Annotated in this window: 17 protein-coding genes; 3 read left to right on the plus strand and 14 right to left on the minus strand. The window is 63.8% G+C overall.

Annotated features, from left to right (window positions below):
* Positions 1 to 246 precede the first annotated feature (246 nt).
* The gene (locus P9273_RS23480; protein ID WP_278050894.1) at positions 247 to 750 is read left to right on the plus strand and encodes an OsmC family protein; all 504 of its coding nucleotides are present in this window, start codon (positions 247 to 249) and stop codon (positions 748 to 750) included.
* A 29-nt stretch (positions 751 to 779) separates the two neighbouring features.
* Here P9273_RS23480 and P9273_RS23485 read toward each other — a convergent pair whose 3' ends face one another.
* The 14 genes from P9273_RS23485 to rpsF form a co-directional block, all read right to left on the minus strand.
* On the minus strand, positions 780 to 1,004 hold the full coding sequence (locus tag P9273_RS23485; protein WP_041001972.1) for a hypothetical protein: 225 nt from the start codon (positions 1,002 to 1,004) through the stop codon (positions 780 to 782).
* A gap of 137 nt (positions 1,005 to 1,141) precedes the next feature.
* On the minus strand, positions 1,142 to 1,783 hold the full coding sequence (locus P9273_RS23490; RefSeq protein ID WP_278050895.1) for a hypothetical protein: 642 nt from the start codon (positions 1,781 to 1,783) through the stop codon (positions 1,142 to 1,144).
* Between the two features lie 76 nt (positions 1,784 to 1,859).
* Complete coding sequence (locus tag P9273_RS23495; protein WP_278050896.1) at positions 1,860 to 2,603, minus strand: SDR family NAD(P)-dependent oxidoreductase; 744 nt, start codon at positions 2,601 to 2,603, stop codon at positions 1,860 to 1,862.
* An 86-nt stretch (positions 2,604 to 2,689) separates the two neighbouring features.
* Positions 2,690 to 4,171 carry an amidophosphoribosyltransferase gene (gene purF, locus P9273_RS23500; RefSeq protein ID WP_278050897.1) on the minus strand — a complete coding sequence of 494 codons (1,482 nt, stop codon included), beginning with the start codon at positions 4,169 to 4,171 and terminating at the stop codon, positions 2,690 to 2,692.
* A 114-nt stretch (positions 4,172 to 4,285) separates the two neighbouring features.
* On the minus strand, positions 4,286 to 4,963 hold the full coding sequence (locus tag P9273_RS23505; RefSeq protein WP_278050898.1) for a CvpA family protein: 678 nt from the start codon (positions 4,961 to 4,963) through the stop codon (positions 4,286 to 4,288).
* A 42-nt stretch (positions 4,964 to 5,005) separates the two neighbouring features.
* On the minus strand, positions 5,006 to 6,409 hold the full coding sequence (gene radA / locus P9273_RS23510; RefSeq protein ID WP_278050899.1) for a DNA repair protein RadA: 1,404 nt from the start codon (positions 6,407 to 6,409) through the stop codon (positions 5,006 to 5,008).
* Entirely contained in the window at positions 6,409 to 7,014 is a 606-nt protein-coding gene (locus P9273_RS23515; protein WP_278050900.1) for a hypothetical protein, read from the minus strand. The genes radA and P9273_RS23515 overlap by 1 nt, the downstream gene beginning before the upstream one ends.
* Before the next feature lie 23 nt (positions 7,015 to 7,037).
* Positions 7,038 to 8,528: a replicative DNA helicase gene (locus P9273_RS23520; RefSeq protein ID WP_041001960.1), complete on the minus strand. Its 1,491-nt coding sequence runs from the start codon at positions 8,526 to 8,528 to the stop codon at positions 7,038 to 7,040.
* Between the two features lie 197 nt (positions 8,529 to 8,725).
* Positions 8,726 to 9,691 carry a small ribosomal subunit Rsm22 family protein gene (locus tag P9273_RS23525; RefSeq protein WP_278050901.1) on the minus strand — a complete coding sequence of 322 codons (966 nt, stop codon included), beginning with the start codon at positions 9,689 to 9,691 and terminating at the stop codon, positions 8,726 to 8,728.
* 69 nt (positions 9,692 to 9,760) lie between these two features.
* A complete protein-coding gene (locus P9273_RS23530) occupies positions 9,761 to 10,081 on the minus strand; it encodes a YnfA family protein (protein ID WP_041001955.1) in 321 nt (106 codons plus the stop codon).
* A 67-nt stretch (positions 10,082 to 10,148) separates the two neighbouring features.
* The gene (locus P9273_RS23535; RefSeq protein ID WP_278050902.1) at positions 10,149 to 11,438 is read right to left on the minus strand and encodes an SAM-dependent methyltransferase; all 1,290 of its coding nucleotides are present in this window, start codon (positions 11,436 to 11,438) and stop codon (positions 10,149 to 10,151) included.
* 269 nt (positions 11,439 to 11,707) lie between these two features.
* Entirely contained in the window at positions 11,708 to 12,292 is a 585-nt protein-coding gene (gene rplI, locus P9273_RS23540) for a 50S ribosomal protein L9 (protein ID WP_041001951.1), read from the minus strand.
* Positions 12,293 to 12,513: 221 nt separating this feature from the next.
* Positions 12,514 to 12,762, minus strand: coding sequence for a 30S ribosomal protein S18 (gene rpsR / locus P9273_RS23545; RefSeq protein WP_006203718.1), 249 nt, complete (start codon positions 12,760 to 12,762; stop codon positions 12,514 to 12,516).
* The gene (rpsF, locus tag P9273_RS23550; protein ID WP_041001949.1) at positions 12,762 to 13,256 is read right to left on the minus strand and encodes a 30S ribosomal protein S6; all 495 of its coding nucleotides are present in this window, start codon (positions 13,254 to 13,256) and stop codon (positions 12,762 to 12,764) included. Before rpsF ends, rpsR begins: the two co-directional genes overlap by 1 nt.
* A gap of 476 nt (positions 13,257 to 13,732) precedes the next feature.
* Between rpsF and P9273_RS23555 the strand changes: the two genes are divergently transcribed.
* Positions 13,733 to 14,491 carry a TadE/TadG family type IV pilus assembly protein gene (locus tag P9273_RS23555; RefSeq protein WP_278050903.1) on the plus strand — a complete coding sequence of 253 codons (759 nt, stop codon included), beginning with the start codon at positions 13,733 to 13,735 and terminating at the stop codon, positions 14,489 to 14,491.
* Positions 14,404 to 15,360, plus strand: coding sequence for a hypothetical protein (locus tag P9273_RS23560; RefSeq protein ID WP_278050904.1), 957 nt, complete (start codon positions 14,404 to 14,406; stop codon positions 15,358 to 15,360). Before P9273_RS23555 ends, P9273_RS23560 begins: the two co-directional genes overlap by 88 nt.
* The last annotated feature ends 10 nt before the right edge of the window (positions 15,361 to 15,370 follow it).

Consider the following 15,370-nt stretch of genomic DNA (forward strand, 5'->3'; position numbering starts at 1 on the left):
GGGAGCTCCGCTTGGATGGCATCCGCAAAAGTATGGCCGGGGCGAGGGAAGTCAAAGGGGCCGTCTCAAGACTTGGGTTCCTCGCCCCCGAGAGGTGTCCGCGAACCGGACGGAAAGGGGGCCTTCGTAGCGCGCTCCCTCTCCGTCTCGGCTTCGCCGAGCCACCTCTCTCCATTTCATGGGGCGAGGAACCCAAGCTCGAATTATGTGCTATCTACCGTCAAAGACGCATCGGAAGGACACCAAATGGATGCAACCGCACTCAAAGCCATGCAAGCTCCGCTGAAGGACGCTTATCGCGAGGACGCCGCCAAGGCGCTGATCACGTTGAGAGCCCGCGGCACGCTCGACGACCAGTCGATCGCCTGCAAGGTGGAGACGGGCAGGGCGCTTGCGGTTGCCGGGCTTCATCCGGCCACCGGCGGTTCGGGCCTGGAGCTCTGCTCGGGCGACATGCTGCTGGAAGCCCTGGTCGCTTGCGCCGGCGTGACGTTGAAAGCTGTGGCGACGGCGCTGGAGTTCAAGCTCGGCAATGCCACCGTCGAGGCCGAGGGCGACCTCGATTTTCGCGGCACGCTCGGCGTCGCCCGGGATGCGCCGGTCGGCTTTCGCGAGATAAGGCTGAAATTTGACCTCGACACCCACGAACCGCAAGAGCGCATCGATTCGCTCATGAAGCTCACCGAGCGCTACTGCGTGGTCTTCCAGACGATCAACAACAAGCCGGCGTTGAGTGTGAGCGCCAACTGATCTCCCCCTCAAGGAGGGAGACAGTGGCGCTACTGCGCAGAGGGCTCCTCAGCATCTCCTTCGTCGGTGAAGGGCGAGGCGCTCGGCACGCACTGCACGGCCCAGCCCTGCGGCGTCGGCTGCTTCTGATATTCGGTGATGGCGTTGGTGCACTGCTCGCGGGTGTCGAAGGTGCTGGGCAGCACCACCATGCCGCCTTGCGGGCCGGCGATCACCAGATACCAGACCAACGCTACGCTGGGAGAGGCGGCCATGGGAATTCCTCGCTTTGCTCGAATGTCGGAGTCGGATCGATCCTAGCAACTCCCTGGGGATCGCGAAAGCAGGGCGGCGGCACACGCTTTCGCCGCCCCGTTCACAGACCCGTGAATGGACCGATGGGGCTTCGGGCTCACTCGACCGCGAAGCAGTAGAACAGGCCGTCGCCGCCGGTGCCCTTGAGCGCCTCCTGGCTGCAGCCGCCGCGCGACGCATGCGAGGAATTCCAGGACTTCGCCGCTGCCGAATCGTCGAGCCCGGTGCGGTCGTGATGGCCCATCATGGCGGCACCTTCGGCGCCGCTCATCGTCCAGTCGCCGCAGGTCTGGTCGGCGATCCTGGTGCCGTCGGGCTTGGAGCCGGTCAGCACATCGTGCCGGTTCGGCGTATCGCCGCGGCCGTTGATCATCTCGCCCTTTTCGGTCAGCGCCGTCTGCTTGGTGATGCCGTTCGCATCGCTGTGCAGCGAGGCGACGTCGTCCGCGATCTTCTCGCCTTTGGCGTTGAACCAGGGACCCTTGCCGATGCGGTCGCGCGCATCTTCGGCGCTGGAGGAAAGATAGGCATGCCAGGTCTTGCCGGTGACGCCGGCCGCTTCCGCGAGCGACGCGCAGTGGGCATCGGCGCCTTTCAGGCCGCCAAGATCGGCGCCCTTGCCGGAGCCGACGCTGGTGACGAAGAAGCTCATGGTCTTGTCTTGCGAGAGGGCTACGCCAGCAGACGCGGCGAGTGCCGCGGCAATGGCGGTGGCGGCAACGAGAAGAAGTCTACGCATGTCGGTCCTCCAGTTTCGAATGCCTTGCATTCGAAGAACGTTGCCGGAGCCCGGTTTAATCCGGTCTGAGCTTCTTTTATTCCGGTTGCCGGTAGGCGACGAAGCGGTTGTGCTTGGCCTGGAAGATCAGGCCCGTCTCCTTCAACTCCGGGCTCGCCAGCGGCACGATGCGCCTGGCGATCTCGGAGGGATGCGGCAGCGTCTCCGGATCCTCGCCGGGCATTGCCTGCGCGCGCAGCGCGGTCCGAGTAGCGCCGGGGTCGGCGGCGTTCACCCTCAGCGGCAGGCTCTCGGTCTCATGCGCCCAGGACCGCATCATTGTTTCGACCGCCGCCTTGGAAGCGGCATAAGGCGCCCAGAAGGCGCGCGCCGAATGCGCCGCGTTGGAGGAGAGTATGATGGCGCGGCCGGCGTCGGAGAGCCTGAGCAGCGGGTCGACCGAACGGATCAGCCGCCAGGTCGAGGTGACGTTGACGGTCATCACCTTCTCGAAGGTCTTGGCCTCGACATGGCCTATCGGCGAGATAACGCCCAGCACGCCGGCATTGGCAACCAGGATATCAAGCTTGCCCCAGCGCTCATGGATTGCGCCGCCCAGCCGATCGATGCCGGCCATGTCGGTCAGGTCGAGCGGCACCAGCGTCGCCTGGCCGCGGCCATCGGCCTTGATCTGATCGTCGAGCTCCTCCAGCCCGCCCACCGTGCGCGCCACCGCGATGACATGCGCGCCGGCTGCCGCCAGTTCCCTGGCGATGAAATAGCCGATGCCGCGCGAGGCGCCGGTGACGACCGCCACGCGGCCGGAGAGGTCGAGGGTCATGCGAGAATGTCCGTGAGCTGGAGCAATTCGAGGAAAAGTGTCTAGCGGTTTTCCGTCCGGAATTGCGTCAAAACAAATATTGCGGCTTACGACCCGCCGCTCGCCAGCAGCGACAGCGTGCGGACGTTGTCGTGGCCTTCGAAGTCGAGCAAGCGGGTGGGGTACTGTCCGGTGAAGCAGGCGTCGCAGAATTGCGGCTGGTCGTTGTCGCGGCGCGCTTCGCCGACGGCGCGGTAGAGTCCGTCGATCGAGAGAAAACCGAGCGAATCGACGCGGATGAATTCCGCCATCTCCTCCACCGACATGCGCGAGGCCAGGAGCTTCGACTTCTCCGGCGTGTCGACGCCGTAGAAGCAGGACGCGCTGGTCGGCGGCGATGCGATGCGCATATGCACTTCCTTCGCGCCGGCGTCGCGCACCATCTGCACGATCTTCTGGCTGGTGGTGCCGCGCACGATCGAATCGTCGACCAGCACCACGCGCTTGCCCTCGATCATGCGACGGTTGGCGTTGTGCTTCAGCTTGACGCCCATGTGGCGAATGGAATCGCCCGGCTGGATGAAGGTGCGGCCGACATAGTGGTTGCGGATGATGCCGAGCTCGAAGGGAATGCCGGCGGCCTGTGAGAAGCCGATCGCGGCCGGCGTGCCGGAATCCGGCACCGGCACGACGATGTCGGCCTCGACCGGATTTTCCTGTGCGAGCTCGGCGCCGATACGCTTCCTCACATCATAGACATTGCGGCCTTCGACCGACGAATCCGGTCGCGCGAAATAGACATATTCGAAGATGCAGAAACGCGTCTTCTGCGGCTCGAACGGAAAGATGCTCTCGATGCCCTTGGAGGTGATCACCACCATTTCGCCGGGCTTGATGTCGCGCACGAAGCGGGCGCCGATGATGTCGAGCGCGCAGGTCTCGGAGGCGAGAATCCAGGCGCCGTCGAGATCGCCCAGCACCAGCGGTCGGATGCCGAGCGGATCGCGGCAGCCAATCATCTTCTTGGCCGTCATCGCCACCAGCGAGAAGGCGCCCTCCACCTGGCGCATCGCGTCGATGAAACGCGAATTCAAATCGCGCTCCTTGCTGGTCGCGACCAGGTGCAGCAGCGTCTCGGTGTCGGAGGTCGAGGAGAAGATAGAGCCCTGCTTCTGCAGCGTGCGCTGCACGGTGAGCGCGTTGGTGAGGTTGCCGTTATGGGCCACCGCCAGACCGCCCTCGGCGAGCTCGGCGAAGAAGGGCTGGATGTTGCGGATGCCGGCGCCGCCGGTGGTTGCATAGCGCGTATGGCCGATGGCGCGGTTGCCCGGCAAGCGGTCCAGCACGTGCTGCTTGGTGAAGGTGTCGCCGATCAGGCCGACATGGCGCTCGACATGGAACTGCGTGCCGTCATAGGAGACGATGCCGGCCGCTTCCTGGCCGCGATGCTGCAAGGCGTGAAGACCGAGTGTGACGATGGCCGCCGCGTCCTGCCGGCCGAAAATGCCGAACACACCGCATTCGTCATGGAAATGGTCGTCGGCCTCGGCGGAAAGGACTTTGCCTTCGTCTGCCGTTGAGTCTGCCATCTGGTGCTCAAGCTCCGCTAAAGCCGCCATATAAGGCGATCTCTCGCGGAACGCAACGCGCCTCGTCGGGCATTCACAAAATGCCTCAGGCCAGCGCTATGGCTGGCCTGGATTTCAATTTGCCGGCGCCGGAGCGGGAGCCGGGGCTGGCGCCGGAGCCGGCTCGTTGTCGGCAGGCGCCTCGCCCTCGCTGTCGTCGGGTGCCGGCGCGTTGTCGTCACCGGCGGCCGGCGGCTCGGCCGCGGGCTGATCGGTGGTGGCCGGCGCGCCGGCCTGCGGCCTGCCCTTATGCGTGTATTTGTTGACCAGTTCCTCGGTGTTTTCGGGCAGCACGCTTTCGAGCTTGGCGCCGATCGTCTCCAGCAGCGGCCGCGACTTGGCATTGGCGACCCAGGCGGGCGCCTTGGCACCGGCCAGCCAGTTGAAGAACAAAAGCGCCACCGCGACCACCAGGATGCCGCGCGCCGCGCCATAGAGGAAGCCGAGCGTCCGGTCGAGCGCGCCGATGCGCGAATCGATGATCCAGTCGGCGAGCTTCATGGTGATGACGGAGACGACGATCAGCGCGATGAGGAAGACGATGCCGGCGGAGGCCGCCATCGCGATCTTGTCGTTGTCGATATAGGGCTGAACGTAGGGCAGGACCGGCTTGTAGAAGAAGAACGCCGCCGCCGCCGCTGCTGCCCAGGAAACCACCGACAGCACTTCGCGGGAGAAGCCGCGCACCATGGCGAGCATCGCTGAGACCAGGGTGAAGCCGACGAGGATTCCGTCAAGCAGCGTAATCGGCATGGTTCTCGCCCCACTTCCTGTCTTACGGCTTGATGAGCCGCGTCACTCCTCGTCGTCGGCACGGCCGCGCCGTGAGCCGGCTATGCGCGCCACAAGGTCGGCAAGCTCGGTGGGCTGGAACGCGCCGGCCCCGATCCCCCCGGCAACTTCCTCGCTGCCGAGCGGCAGCACCGCACTTCCAAAACCCAGCTTTTCGGCTTCCTTGAGGCGCTGCTGCGCATGCGCGACCGGCCTCACGGCGCCCGATAGGCTGATTTCGCCGAAATAGACGCAATCGGCGGGAAGGGCAAGACCGGTGAGCGACGAAACCAGCGCCGCGGCGACCGCGACATCGGCCGCCGGCTCCGAGATGCGGTAGCCGCCGGCGACGTTGAGATAGACGTCATGCTGGCCGAAGCGCACGCCGCAATGCGCCTCGAGCACGGCGAGCACCATCGACAGCCGCGCGCCGTCCCAGCCGACCACGGCGCGCCGCGGCGTGCCGAGCGAGGAGGGCGCCACCAGCGCCTGGATCTCGACCAGCACCGGCCTTGTGCCTTCCATGCCCGCGAAAACCGCGGCGCCGGGCGATTTCGCGTGGCGTTCGCCGAGGAACAGTTCGGATGGATTGGAGACCTCGCGCAGGCCCTTGTCCGACATTTCGAAGACGCCGATCTCGTCGGTCGGGCCGAACCGGTTCTTCACCGTGCGCAGGATGCGGAAGTGATGGTTGCCTTCGCCCTCGAAATAGAGCACGCCGTCGACCATGTGCTCGACGACGCGGGGGCCCGCGATCTGGCCCTCCTTGGTGACATGGCCGACGAGCACGATCGCGGCGCCTGTGGATTTCGCGTAGCGGATCATCGCCTGGGCGGCGGCGCGCACCTGGGTGACGGTGCCCGGCGCCGAATCGGCAAGATCGGTCCACAGCGTCTGGATGGAATCGAGGATGACGAGGTCCGGCCGCCTGCCGTCGGCGATGGTGGCGAGGATGTCCTCGACATTGGTTTCGGCGGCAAGCTCGACCGGCGTCGAGGCGACGCCGAGGCGCTGCGCCCTCAGCCTGATCTGCGCGACAGCTTCCTCGCCCGAGACATAGACGATGCGGTGGCCTTTCGAGGCGAGCGCCGCGGCGGCTTGCGTCAACAGCGTCGACTTGCCGATGCCGGGATCGCCACCGACGAGAAGCGCGGAGCCGCGCACGAAACCGCCGCCGGTAGCGCGGTCGAGCTCGCCGATGCCCGAAACGATGCGCGGCGCGTCCTCGATGTCGCCGGCGAGACTGGTGAGCACCACGGCGCGGCCCTTGCGGGCGTTGCGCGTGTTGGCCGGCCCCGAGCCGATGCCGCCGGACGTGCCTTCCTCGACCAGCGTGTTCCACTCGCCGCAGGCATCGCACTTGCCGGCCCAGCGCTGATGCACCGAGCCGCAATTCTGGCAGATGAACTGAACGCGGGACTTGGCCATCAGTTTATTGGTTCCAAGAAATATCTCTGGCGATCCCAATAGATCGACAACGCCTCTTCAATCGTATCGAAATGGATGCGGCGCTGCAGGTTGCTTTGGGCCCAATTATCATACGCGGACCAACAGGCATGAATGAAGAGGCCGACTGCTAATTCGTTATCTTGTCTAAGTTCTTCATGCAGCGTCTCCAACAACTGCCTGAGTGCCAGCGAGAGACGACGGTCCTGAAGGCGATGCATGAGAAGGAATGCGCATCCGATCGCGGAAATAGAGGTGGAGTACCGAGAATCCTCTGGCCAAAGTGCTACAAGACCGAGCAGATTGTCGATATCGGAGGTCGTTCCCAGCTTCCAAATCCGATAAAGACCAGTCACCGCTGCGCTTCGTGTGTAGTCCTCAACATGTTTGGCAAGGAATTTCCTGACTAACTCTATGTTCTCGGACGCCGGCTCGCTCGAATAGCAGAAGACTAGCAAGCCGGCGTGGGATTTCGCGGTAGAAATTGACCCAGGAGATCTCAAATAACTGGTCAGTTGCGCTCGTTCGTCCTCGGAGATTTCATATGCTTCGAACTTCATCCGTTGATAGATGTCGCTGAAATCCAATCAGCTACTCCCAAAGCAAGCGCCTACTCAAACCTCTCCGGCAGATGATGCTCCTCGGCCAGGTCCGAGAACCGCGTGAACTCGCCGTGGAAGGCAAGGCTCACCGTGCCGGTCGGTCCGTGGCGCTGCTTGGCCACGATCACCTCGGCCTTGCCGCGCGCCTCGTTCATCTCGTTTTCCCACTTGACGTATTCCTCGGTGCCGAGCTTCGGCTCGCGGTTCTTGAGGTAATATTCCTCGCGATAGACGAACAGCACCACGTCGGCGTCCTGCTCGATGGAGCCGGATTCGCGAAGGTCCGAGAGCTGCGGGCGCTTGTCGTCGCGGCTTTCGACCTGGCGCGACAGCTGCGACAGCGCGATGATCGGCACGCCGAGCTCCTTGGCCAAGGCCTTGAGGCCTGTGGTGATCTCGGTGATTTCCTGCACGCGGTTCTGCGAGGCGCGCGCGGAGGAGCCCTGCATGAGCTGGATATAATCGATGACGATCAGGTCGAGGCCGCGCTGCCGCTTCAGACGTCGCGCGCGGGCGGAGAGCTGCGCGATCGAGATGCCGCCGGTCTGGTCGATGAACAGCGGGATCTTCTGCATCGTCTGCGAGCAGGCGACGAGTTTTTCGAAATCCATCTCGGTGATTTCGCCGCGGCGGATTTTCGACGACGAAATCTCGGTCTGCTCGGAGATGATGCGGGTGGCGAGCTGTTCCGACGACATTTCGAGCGAGAAGAAGCCGACGACACCGCCATTGGCGGCCTTGAACGTGCCGTCGGCCTGCTGCGCCGGCACATAGGCCTCGGCGATGTTGAAGGCGATGTTGGTGGCCAAAGAAGTCTTGCCCATGCCGGGGCGCCCGGCGAGCACGATCAGGTCGGAAGGCTGCAAGCCGCCCATACGACGGTCGAGGTCGCGCAGGCCGGTCGAGATGCCGGACAGGTGGCCATCGCGCATATAGGCTGCGTTGGCCATGTCGACGGCGGTCTTGACCGCATCGTTGAAGCTCTCGAAGCCGCCGTCGTAGCGGCCCGTTTCGGCGAGCTCGAACAGCCGCCGCTCGGCATCCTCGATCTGGTCGGCGGGCGACATGTCGACCGGCGCGTCATAGGCGATGTTGACCATGTCCTCACCGACGGTAATCAGCGCGCGGCGCGTGGCGAGGTCGTATATGGCACGGCCATAGTCGGTCGCATTGACGACGGTGACGGCTTCGACGGCAAGCCGCACCACATATTGCGCCACCGTCATGTCGCCGACCTTCTCGTCGGCCGGCAGGAAGGTCTTAAGCGTGATCGGCGTCGCGATCTTGCCCATGCGGATGAGCTCGGAAGCGACCTCGAAGATGCGGCGGTGCAGCGGCTCGTAGAAATGCGCCGGCTTGAGGAAATCCGAGACGCGATAGAAGGCGTCGTTGTTGACGAGGATGGCGCCGAGCAACGCCTGCTCGGCCTCGATGTTGTTCGGGGCCTCGCGATAAAGCGGCGTCTCCGCCGCGCCGAATTTCAGTGCCGCCTCTGCCATGATGTCCCCGATTTCGATCCCGCCTCCTCGATATCAGAACGAGACAAATGGGTGCTGACCTTTCTGCAACAGTAAGATTCTGACTGACTTTGATACTCGCGATTCACAGCAAAATTTTCTCGTGGAAAGAATCGTCATTGACTCGAATCGAAGAGACCGAAGATAGCGCTTCGAACCAGAACAAAACAAGAAAATTCCTATCCCAGCGTATCGCCCCAATCGGCCCGTCGTGCGACCTTGAAGACATTCCCGTCGCGCTTGCTGAGCAACTGCTCGCCGGCGCTGCCGTCCGGCTGGCAGAGTTTCAGCACCACATTGCCGGAACCGCCTTTCGGCGGCGCGAGCACCCGTGCCGGGCGAACCGGCGCCGGCTGCCGGGACGCGGCCAGATAGATGAATTTCTCGTCCTCCCACGGCACGTCGGCTTCCTTGACGAGACGATGCAGGCGCGAGCGGGCGACGCGGCGCGAAAAATGGCACCAGTCCTGCGGCTTGAGCGGGCAGGGCGCCTGGTGCGGGCAGGGCGCCAGGATATGTGCGCCGGCTTCGATCAGTTGCTGCCGTGCGGCAAGGATGCGTTGCCAGCCGGCGGGCGTGCCGGGCTCGGCAATAAGCAGCGTGTCGGCGGTCAGTTGCCAGAGGTGGTGGACGAGCTTCGGCAGCGAGGCCGGTGCGACCTCATCGAGCACATAGGCGATGCTGACGAGATCGGCGGGCTTGAGTCCGTCGAGATCAATGGTGGCGTCGCCGGCGATCCATTCGGCGCGGGCCGCGATCGTGCCCGACGCAAGCGCCTGCCCGACCTTGCGCACCGCGGCGCTTGCTTCGACCAGGATCGCCTGCTCCAGCTCCGGCCAGGCATCCACCGTGGCCCAAAGCATGGTGCCAGGCCCGGCGCCGATGTCGAGCAAGGTCTTCGGATGGAAATCCGGTCGCGCATCGGCCAGCGCAATGAGGCTGGCGCGGACCGCGGCATAGGTGGCGGGCAGCCGCGTCGCCAGATAGGCCTTGACCGCCATGTCCTCGCCCATATGCAGGCGGCCGTCGCGCAGCTCCGCGCGATAGCGCTCCGAGAGTGTCCTGGCGGCCTGCTTCAGCACCGGCAGCGTCACTTTCTCAAGCAGGCTGTCGACGCCTTGCCGGAGTGGGGCGGGCAATTCCACCTCAGGCTCCCTTAGGATTGAAGAGATAGAGCATGATGTTGTCCGAAAACCGCTTCACACTTTTCGGCATCATGCTCTAGGCGCCAGCAGAATGACGGAGGCGCCGGCAATGCAGAGCGCGGCGCCGGCCAGATCCCAGCGGTCGGGGCGCGTGCCCTCGACCAGCCACAGCCAACCGAGCGAGGCTGCGATGTAGATGCCGCCATAGGCGGCATAGGCGCGGCCCGCCGCGTCCGTTTCGACCAGCGACAAAAGCAAGGCGAACAGCGCCAGCGAGGCGAGGCCGGGCAGAAGCCAGAGCGGTGACTTATCCAGCCGCCACCATGCCCAGAAGGAAAAGCAGCCGGCGATCTCGGCAAGGGCGGCTGCGGTATAGATGAGATAGGTCATGAAAAAGGTCTCGCGAACGAGACCTTTTTCGGGGCGTCAGGCCGCGATGGCAAGCGGCAATGCGCGTCTATTCCACCGCCTTGCGGCGACGCGTCGGCTTGGCTGGCGCAGGCGCCGCCGGCTCCTTGTGGCCGATATCGCGCAGCTCCAGCGCCTTCTCGCATTTGGCCATATAGTCGCGCGTCATTGGCAGCGTGTCGTTCTTCTTGGTGATCTGGAACTGGAAGATCACCAGGTCCTGCCAGCGGAAGGCGGCCTCCGAGGCGGCGAGATAGAACTCCCACATCCTGCAGAAGCGCTCGTCATAGATCGCTTTCGCCTTGTCGCGGTTGACGGCGAAGCGCGCGCCCCAATGCTTGAGCGTGTCGGCGTAGTGCAGCCGCAGGATCTCGATGTCGGTGACGATCAGGCCCGACTTCTCGATCGCCGGCAGCACTTCCGACATCGCCGGGATGTAGCCGCCGGGGAAGATGTATTTGCGGATGAAGGCGCTGGTCGCCCACGGCACGCCGGAGCGGCCGATGGTGTGGAGCAGCATTACGCCGTCCGGCTTCAGAAGCGTCGCGGCCTTGTCGAAGAAGGTGCGGTAATGGTTGACGCCGACATGCTCGAACATGCCGACCGAGACGATGCGGTCGAAGCGCTCGTTGATATGACGGTAATCCTTGAGGTCGAAATGCACCCGGTCCTGCAAGCCTTGCGCATGCGCGCGGTCGGTGGAGACGCCGTGCTGCTCCGTCGACAGCGTCACGCCCTGCACGTCGACGTCGAAGGCCTTGGCGAGATAGAGGCCCAGCCCACCCCAGCCGGAGCCGATGTCGAGCACGGTCTGGCCGGCCTTGAGCCTCAGCTTCGCGGCGATGTGGCGCTTCTTGGCAAGCTGCGCTTCGTCCAGTGTCATATCGGGCTGTTCGAAATAGGCGCAGGAATATTGCATGTCCTCGTCGAGGAAGAGCTTGTAGAGCTCGCCGGACAGGTCGTAGTGCCGCTCGACGTTGCGGCGCGAGCGTGAGGCGGTGTTGATCTGCTGCAGCCGGCGGAAGGCGTGGCGCAGGCCCTCGATCGCCTTCGACCAGGTGACGTCGATGCCGCTCGAGCCCATGTTTTGAAATGCGATGCGCATCAGCCCGAGAACGCCGCCCTCGAGCACGTCCAATTCTCCGTCCATATAGGCTTCGGGCACCGCCAGCATCGGGTCGAAGGTGATGGCGCGTTCGGCATGCGAGGTCTTGATATGGATATGCACCGGCTCGCCGCTGCCGTCGCCGAACTTGTGCGTGGTGCCCTTCGGGCCGGTCACCTTGAGGTCGCCGACGCGCACCAGGCGTTCGAGAACGTGTTTCAACAGGATGTTCATGACCAAATGTCCCCTCAGTCGGATCACCCGGTAATCGGACTGGAATATGCCGGATCAAAAGTGCAGCGCGTCACCCCGCGTCCAATCGACGCGCCACGCTGTAATGTGCACAAGATATAGGGTGTCGAAAAGTTCCATTTGGCACAAAAAAGCCCGGGTCTGAGACCCGGGCGTTGGTCCAGAAATCCTGGACGTGTGCGAGCCGAAGCGATGCCTCGGAAACTGTGCCGGTCAGGCCCGGCGATTAGGCCCAGAGATCGGACCTGAGATCAGGCGTTCTCTTCGCCGCCTTCGAATTCGGCGTTCGGGTCGAAGAAATTCTCCGGCCGGGCATTGTCGTTGATGTCCTCGCCATAGATGGCCTCTGCGGTGGTCAGCGTCTCGCCCTTGGCCTGGCGCTCCGCCTCGTCGGCCGAACGGGCGACGTTGAGCGTCACGGTGACCTCGACTTCCGGATGCAGCGCGATCGCCACATTGGAGAGGCCGATGGTCTTGATCGGCTGGTTGAGCTCGATCTGGTTGCGGCTGACGGTGAAGCCTTCGGCGGTGAGCAGCTCGGCGATGTCGCGGGTCGACACCGAGCCGTAGAGCTGGCCGGTCTCGCCGGCCGAGCGCACGACGATGAAGCTCTTGCCGTCGAGCGTCTCGGCGATCTTGGAGGCTTCCGACTTGCGCTCCAGGTTGCGGGCTTCGAGCTGTGCGCGCTGGCCTTCGAACTTCTTCTTGTTGGCTTCGTTGGCGCGCAGCGCCTTGCCCTGCGGCAGCAGGAAATTGCGGGCGAAGCCGTCCTTGACCTTGACGGTGTCGCCCATCTGGCCAAGGCGGGAAATGCGCTCGAGGAGAATGACTTCCATGGTTTCGTTCCTTCGTCTGTGCGCCGACCGTTCGATCGGCGCTGAATGAATTGGAACAGGTCAGGAAGCTTGGCGCGGCCTCGCCGCTCTTGTCGCTGTCCTGCCTGTCTGGGCAGTTAGAGGCTATCGGCCCCAACTCGGGATTTGACCTTCAAACCTTCGTGGCGCCCGCCGCCGGAGATGGAAGCGGGCGGCCAGCCGCCCGCTTCGGATTCCAGAGCTTAGCGGACCACGTAGGGCAGCAGGCCGAGGAAGCGGGCGCGCTTGATCGCCTTGGCGAGCTCGCGCTGCTTCTTCTGGCTAACGGCGGTGATGCGCGAGGGCACGATCTTGCCGCGCTCGGAAATATAGCGCTGCAGGAGACGCACGTCCTTGTAGTCGATCTTCGGCGCGTTGGCGCCGGAGAACGGGCAGGTCTTGCGGCGGCGGTGGAACGGACGCCGGGTCGGGATCTGGTTGATGTCGACCATTATTCTGCACCCCCTTCAAAGCCTTCGCGCGGACGGCGCGGGCCACGGTCGCCGCCTTCGCGGTCGCCGAACGAACGCGGACCACGGTCGCCGCGGTCGCGGTCGCCGAAGGAACGCGGGCCACGATCGCCACGCTCGCGGTCGCCGAAGCCGCCGCGCTCGGAGCGCTCTTCGCGCTTCTGCATCATCGCCGAAGGACCTTCCTCATGCGCTTCGACCTTGACGGTGAGGAAGCGAAGGACGTCTTCCGACAGGCCCATCTGGCGCTCCATTTCGTTGAGCGCGGCCGGCGGGCAGGTGATGTCCATCAGCGTGTAGTAAGCCTTCCGGTTCTTCTTGACCCGGTAGGTGAGGGACTTCAGTCCCCAGTTCTCGATCCGGCCGACCGAGCCGCCATTCGCCGTGATGACGCCCTTGTACTGTTCGACAAGCGCGTCAACCTGCTGCTGCGACAGGTCCTGCCGGGCAAGAAACACATGTTCGTAAAGAGCCATTATGTTTTTCTGCCTTTCTTCGTTTCTCTCACCGGCCCTCGCGGCTAAGCCTCTGCAACTTGTCTGACCCGGTCGCCAAGGCGCGGGGAAGAAAGGAGCATCACGAGACGGTCGAGAGCGGAGACACGGGAGGCGGGAAGCGCTTCTGGCTTCGTGTCGCGGCTTCGAAAAGCCACGGCCCTCCGTTCAGCCCCCAGCAAGGACCGGCAGATTGAGCGCGTCTATATAGCAATTCGCCAGGAAGGCAAGGCCGGCAAGGCGCCGGGCGAGTCCCCAATGTGTCGCAGCTTCAAAAAAAACGCCAAGCGCCAGCCGATGCTCGACCTATCGATTTTCCGGTAATTGGCCTTTAACCACCATATAAGGTTGCATCTGGTTGTAACCACCTGTTTATCATGAAAGGCGCATGAGAGGCACGCGGGCCGCAAGGCGGCGAAGATCGGGCAATCCCATCGAGCAATTCCAGGGGGTAGGGAATGCTTCTCAGGCGGTTCTGGCGCTCAAGGCGAGGCAATTTCTCGTTGATGCTGGCGGTGGGCGTGCCTGCCATGCTGGGCGCAGTGGCGTTTGCGACCGACGTCTCGACGTTGATGCGGGCCAAAAGCGATCTGCAGAACGCGTTGGACGCGGCGAACCTCGCTTCCTCGCATCTGGGCGACGCCGAGACGACGCGCACCGGCGCCTTCAACAGTTATTTCCAGGCCAATATCGCCGGCCATGGTGAACTTTCCAACGCCAAGGCCACGCTGACGGTCGACAGGGGCGTCAACTTCGTCAAGACCAGGGCCACCGCCTCGGCGGACGTCAATCTCAATTTCGCGTTCCTGTTTGGCGCCGAAAAGCACATCAGCGTCAACGCTTCCGCGGTCGAATCCAACAATCAGCTCGAAGTGGTGCTGGTGCTGGACAACACCGGCTCGATGGCTGGCGCGCGCATCAGCGCGCTCCGGACCGCGACCAAGTCGCTGCTCGACTATCTCGAAGCGGTCAAGTCGCCGACCCGTCCCGTGCGCGCCTCGCTGGTGCCCTTCGTCACGGCCGTCAACGTCAACGGCCCCGAGTTCGACCCGTCCTGGATCGACATGGACGGCAAGTCGTCCACCAACGGCGTCAATTTCCGATCGTCGGCGGCAAGCGGCCGAACCATATGGCGCTGTTCAGGCAGCTTGGCCAGAAGGGCGGATGGAACAACACGGGCTGGAAGGGCTGCGTCGAGGCCCGGCCGGGCGCTTTGAACATCTCCGATACGCCGCCGGATCCGTCCAAGCCCGATACGCTGTTCGTGCCCTATTTCGCACCGGATGATCCTGACATCGCCAAGAAGCCGTCGGCCTCCTACGGCAATTCCTCGACCGGCTACAACAATTCCTATCTCGACGACACGATCGACAACAGCAAGCTCAACCAGAATATTCTGGGCATAGACCTCAGCGGCCTGGCTTCCGGCCTCGTCAATGCGCTGCTCAGCGCCGATCTGAAGATCATCGGAAAATATGTCGCCTCGACCACCAGGCTGATTACCGAAACAGGCAGCACGATCACCATCGGCCCCAACCGCGCCTGCCCGACGCCGATCATTCCCCTGACCGATGACTTCGACAAGCTGCGCCTGGCGGCAAGCCAGATGAGCGAATGGAACGGCTCAGGCACCAACGTGTCGGAAGGGCTCGCCTGGGGCCAGCGGGTGCTGTCGCCGCAGCCGCCCTACACCGATGCATCCCCTTACAAGACGGCAGGCGTCACCAAGGTTGTGATGCTTTTGACCGACGGCGAAAACGTCGTCTACGGCGCCAGCAACACGCCGCAGAAATCGGACTACACCTCTTACGGCTACCTCGCCAGCGGTCGTTTCGGCTCAAGCAATCAGACGACGGCCGCGCGCAACGTCGACGGCTGGACCAAGGATGTCTGCGCCCAGCTGAAGAACCAGGGTGTCCAGATCTATACCATGGTGCTGCAGTCCGACACGGCGGCCAACCGCTCGCTCTACAGCGCCTGCGCGTCCGATCCGACCGACTACTACGCCGTCGAGGACCCGGCCAAGCTCCCCAACGTGTTCCAGACGATCGCCAACAAGTTCTCCAGGCTGCAGCTCACCAACTGACGGGGAGTTA

Origin of the sequence: Mesorhizobium sp. WSM4935, from assembly GCF_029625735.1 — a bacterium.
GTDB lineage: Bacteria > Pseudomonadota > Alphaproteobacteria > Rhizobiales > Rhizobiaceae > Mesorhizobium.

What these genes read in the sequence shown, in the direction of transcription:
- rpsF (WP_041001949.1), bottom strand. Translation starts at nt 13,256, where the DNA reads ATGGCTCTTTACGAACATGTGTTTCTTGCCCGGCAGGACCTGTCGCAG.
- P9273_RS23520 (WP_041001960.1), bottom strand. Translation starts at nt 8,528, where the DNA reads ATGGCAGAGGCGGCACTGAAATTCGGCGCGGCGGAGACGCCGCTTTAT.
- P9273_RS23480 (WP_278050894.1), top strand. Translation starts at nt 247, where the DNA reads ATGGATGCAACCGCACTCAAAGCCATGCAAGCTCCGCTGAAGGACGCT.
- radA (WP_278050899.1), bottom strand. Translation starts at nt 6,409, where the DNA reads ATGGCCAAGTCCCGCGTTCAGTTCATCTGCCAGAATTGCGGCTCGGTG.
- rpsR (WP_006203718.1), bottom strand. Translation starts at nt 12,762, where the DNA reads ATGGTCGACATCAACCAGATCCCGACCCGGCGTCCGTTCCACCGCCGC.
- P9273_RS23495 (WP_278050896.1), bottom strand. Translation starts at nt 2,603, where the DNA reads ATGACCCTCGACCTCTCCGGCCGCGTGGCGGTCGTCACCGGCGCCTCG.
- P9273_RS23490 (WP_278050895.1), bottom strand. Translation starts at nt 1,783, where the DNA reads ATGCGTAGACTTCTTCTCGTTGCCGCCACCGCCATTGCCGCGGCACTC.
- P9273_RS23505 (WP_278050898.1), bottom strand. Translation starts at nt 4,963, where the DNA reads ATGCCGATTACGCTGCTTGACGGAATCCTCGTCGGCTTCACCCTGGTC.
- P9273_RS23530 (WP_041001955.1), bottom strand. Translation starts at nt 10,081, where the DNA reads ATGACCTATCTCATCTATACCGCAGCCGCCCTTGCCGAGATCGCCGGC.
- purF (WP_278050897.1), bottom strand. Translation starts at nt 4,171, where the DNA reads ATGGCAGACTCAACGGCAGACGAAGGCAAAGTCCTTTCCGCCGAGGCC.
- P9273_RS23535 (WP_278050902.1), bottom strand. Translation starts at nt 11,438, where the DNA reads ATGAACATCCTGTTGAAACACGTTCTCGAACGCCTGGTGCGCGTCGGC.
- P9273_RS23485 (WP_041001972.1), bottom strand. Translation starts at nt 1,004, where the DNA reads ATGGCCGCCTCTCCCAGCGTAGCGTTGGTCTGGTATCTGGTGATCGCC.
- P9273_RS23560 (WP_278050904.1), top strand. Translation starts at nt 14,404, where the DNA reads ATGGCGCTGTTCAGGCAGCTTGGCCAGAAGGGCGGATGGAACAACACG.
- P9273_RS23555 (WP_278050903.1), top strand. Translation starts at nt 13,733, where the DNA reads ATGCTTCTCAGGCGGTTCTGGCGCTCAAGGCGAGGCAATTTCTCGTTG.
- rplI (WP_041001951.1), bottom strand. Translation starts at nt 12,292, where the DNA reads ATGGAAGTCATTCTCCTCGAGCGCATTTCCCGCCTTGGCCAGATGGGC.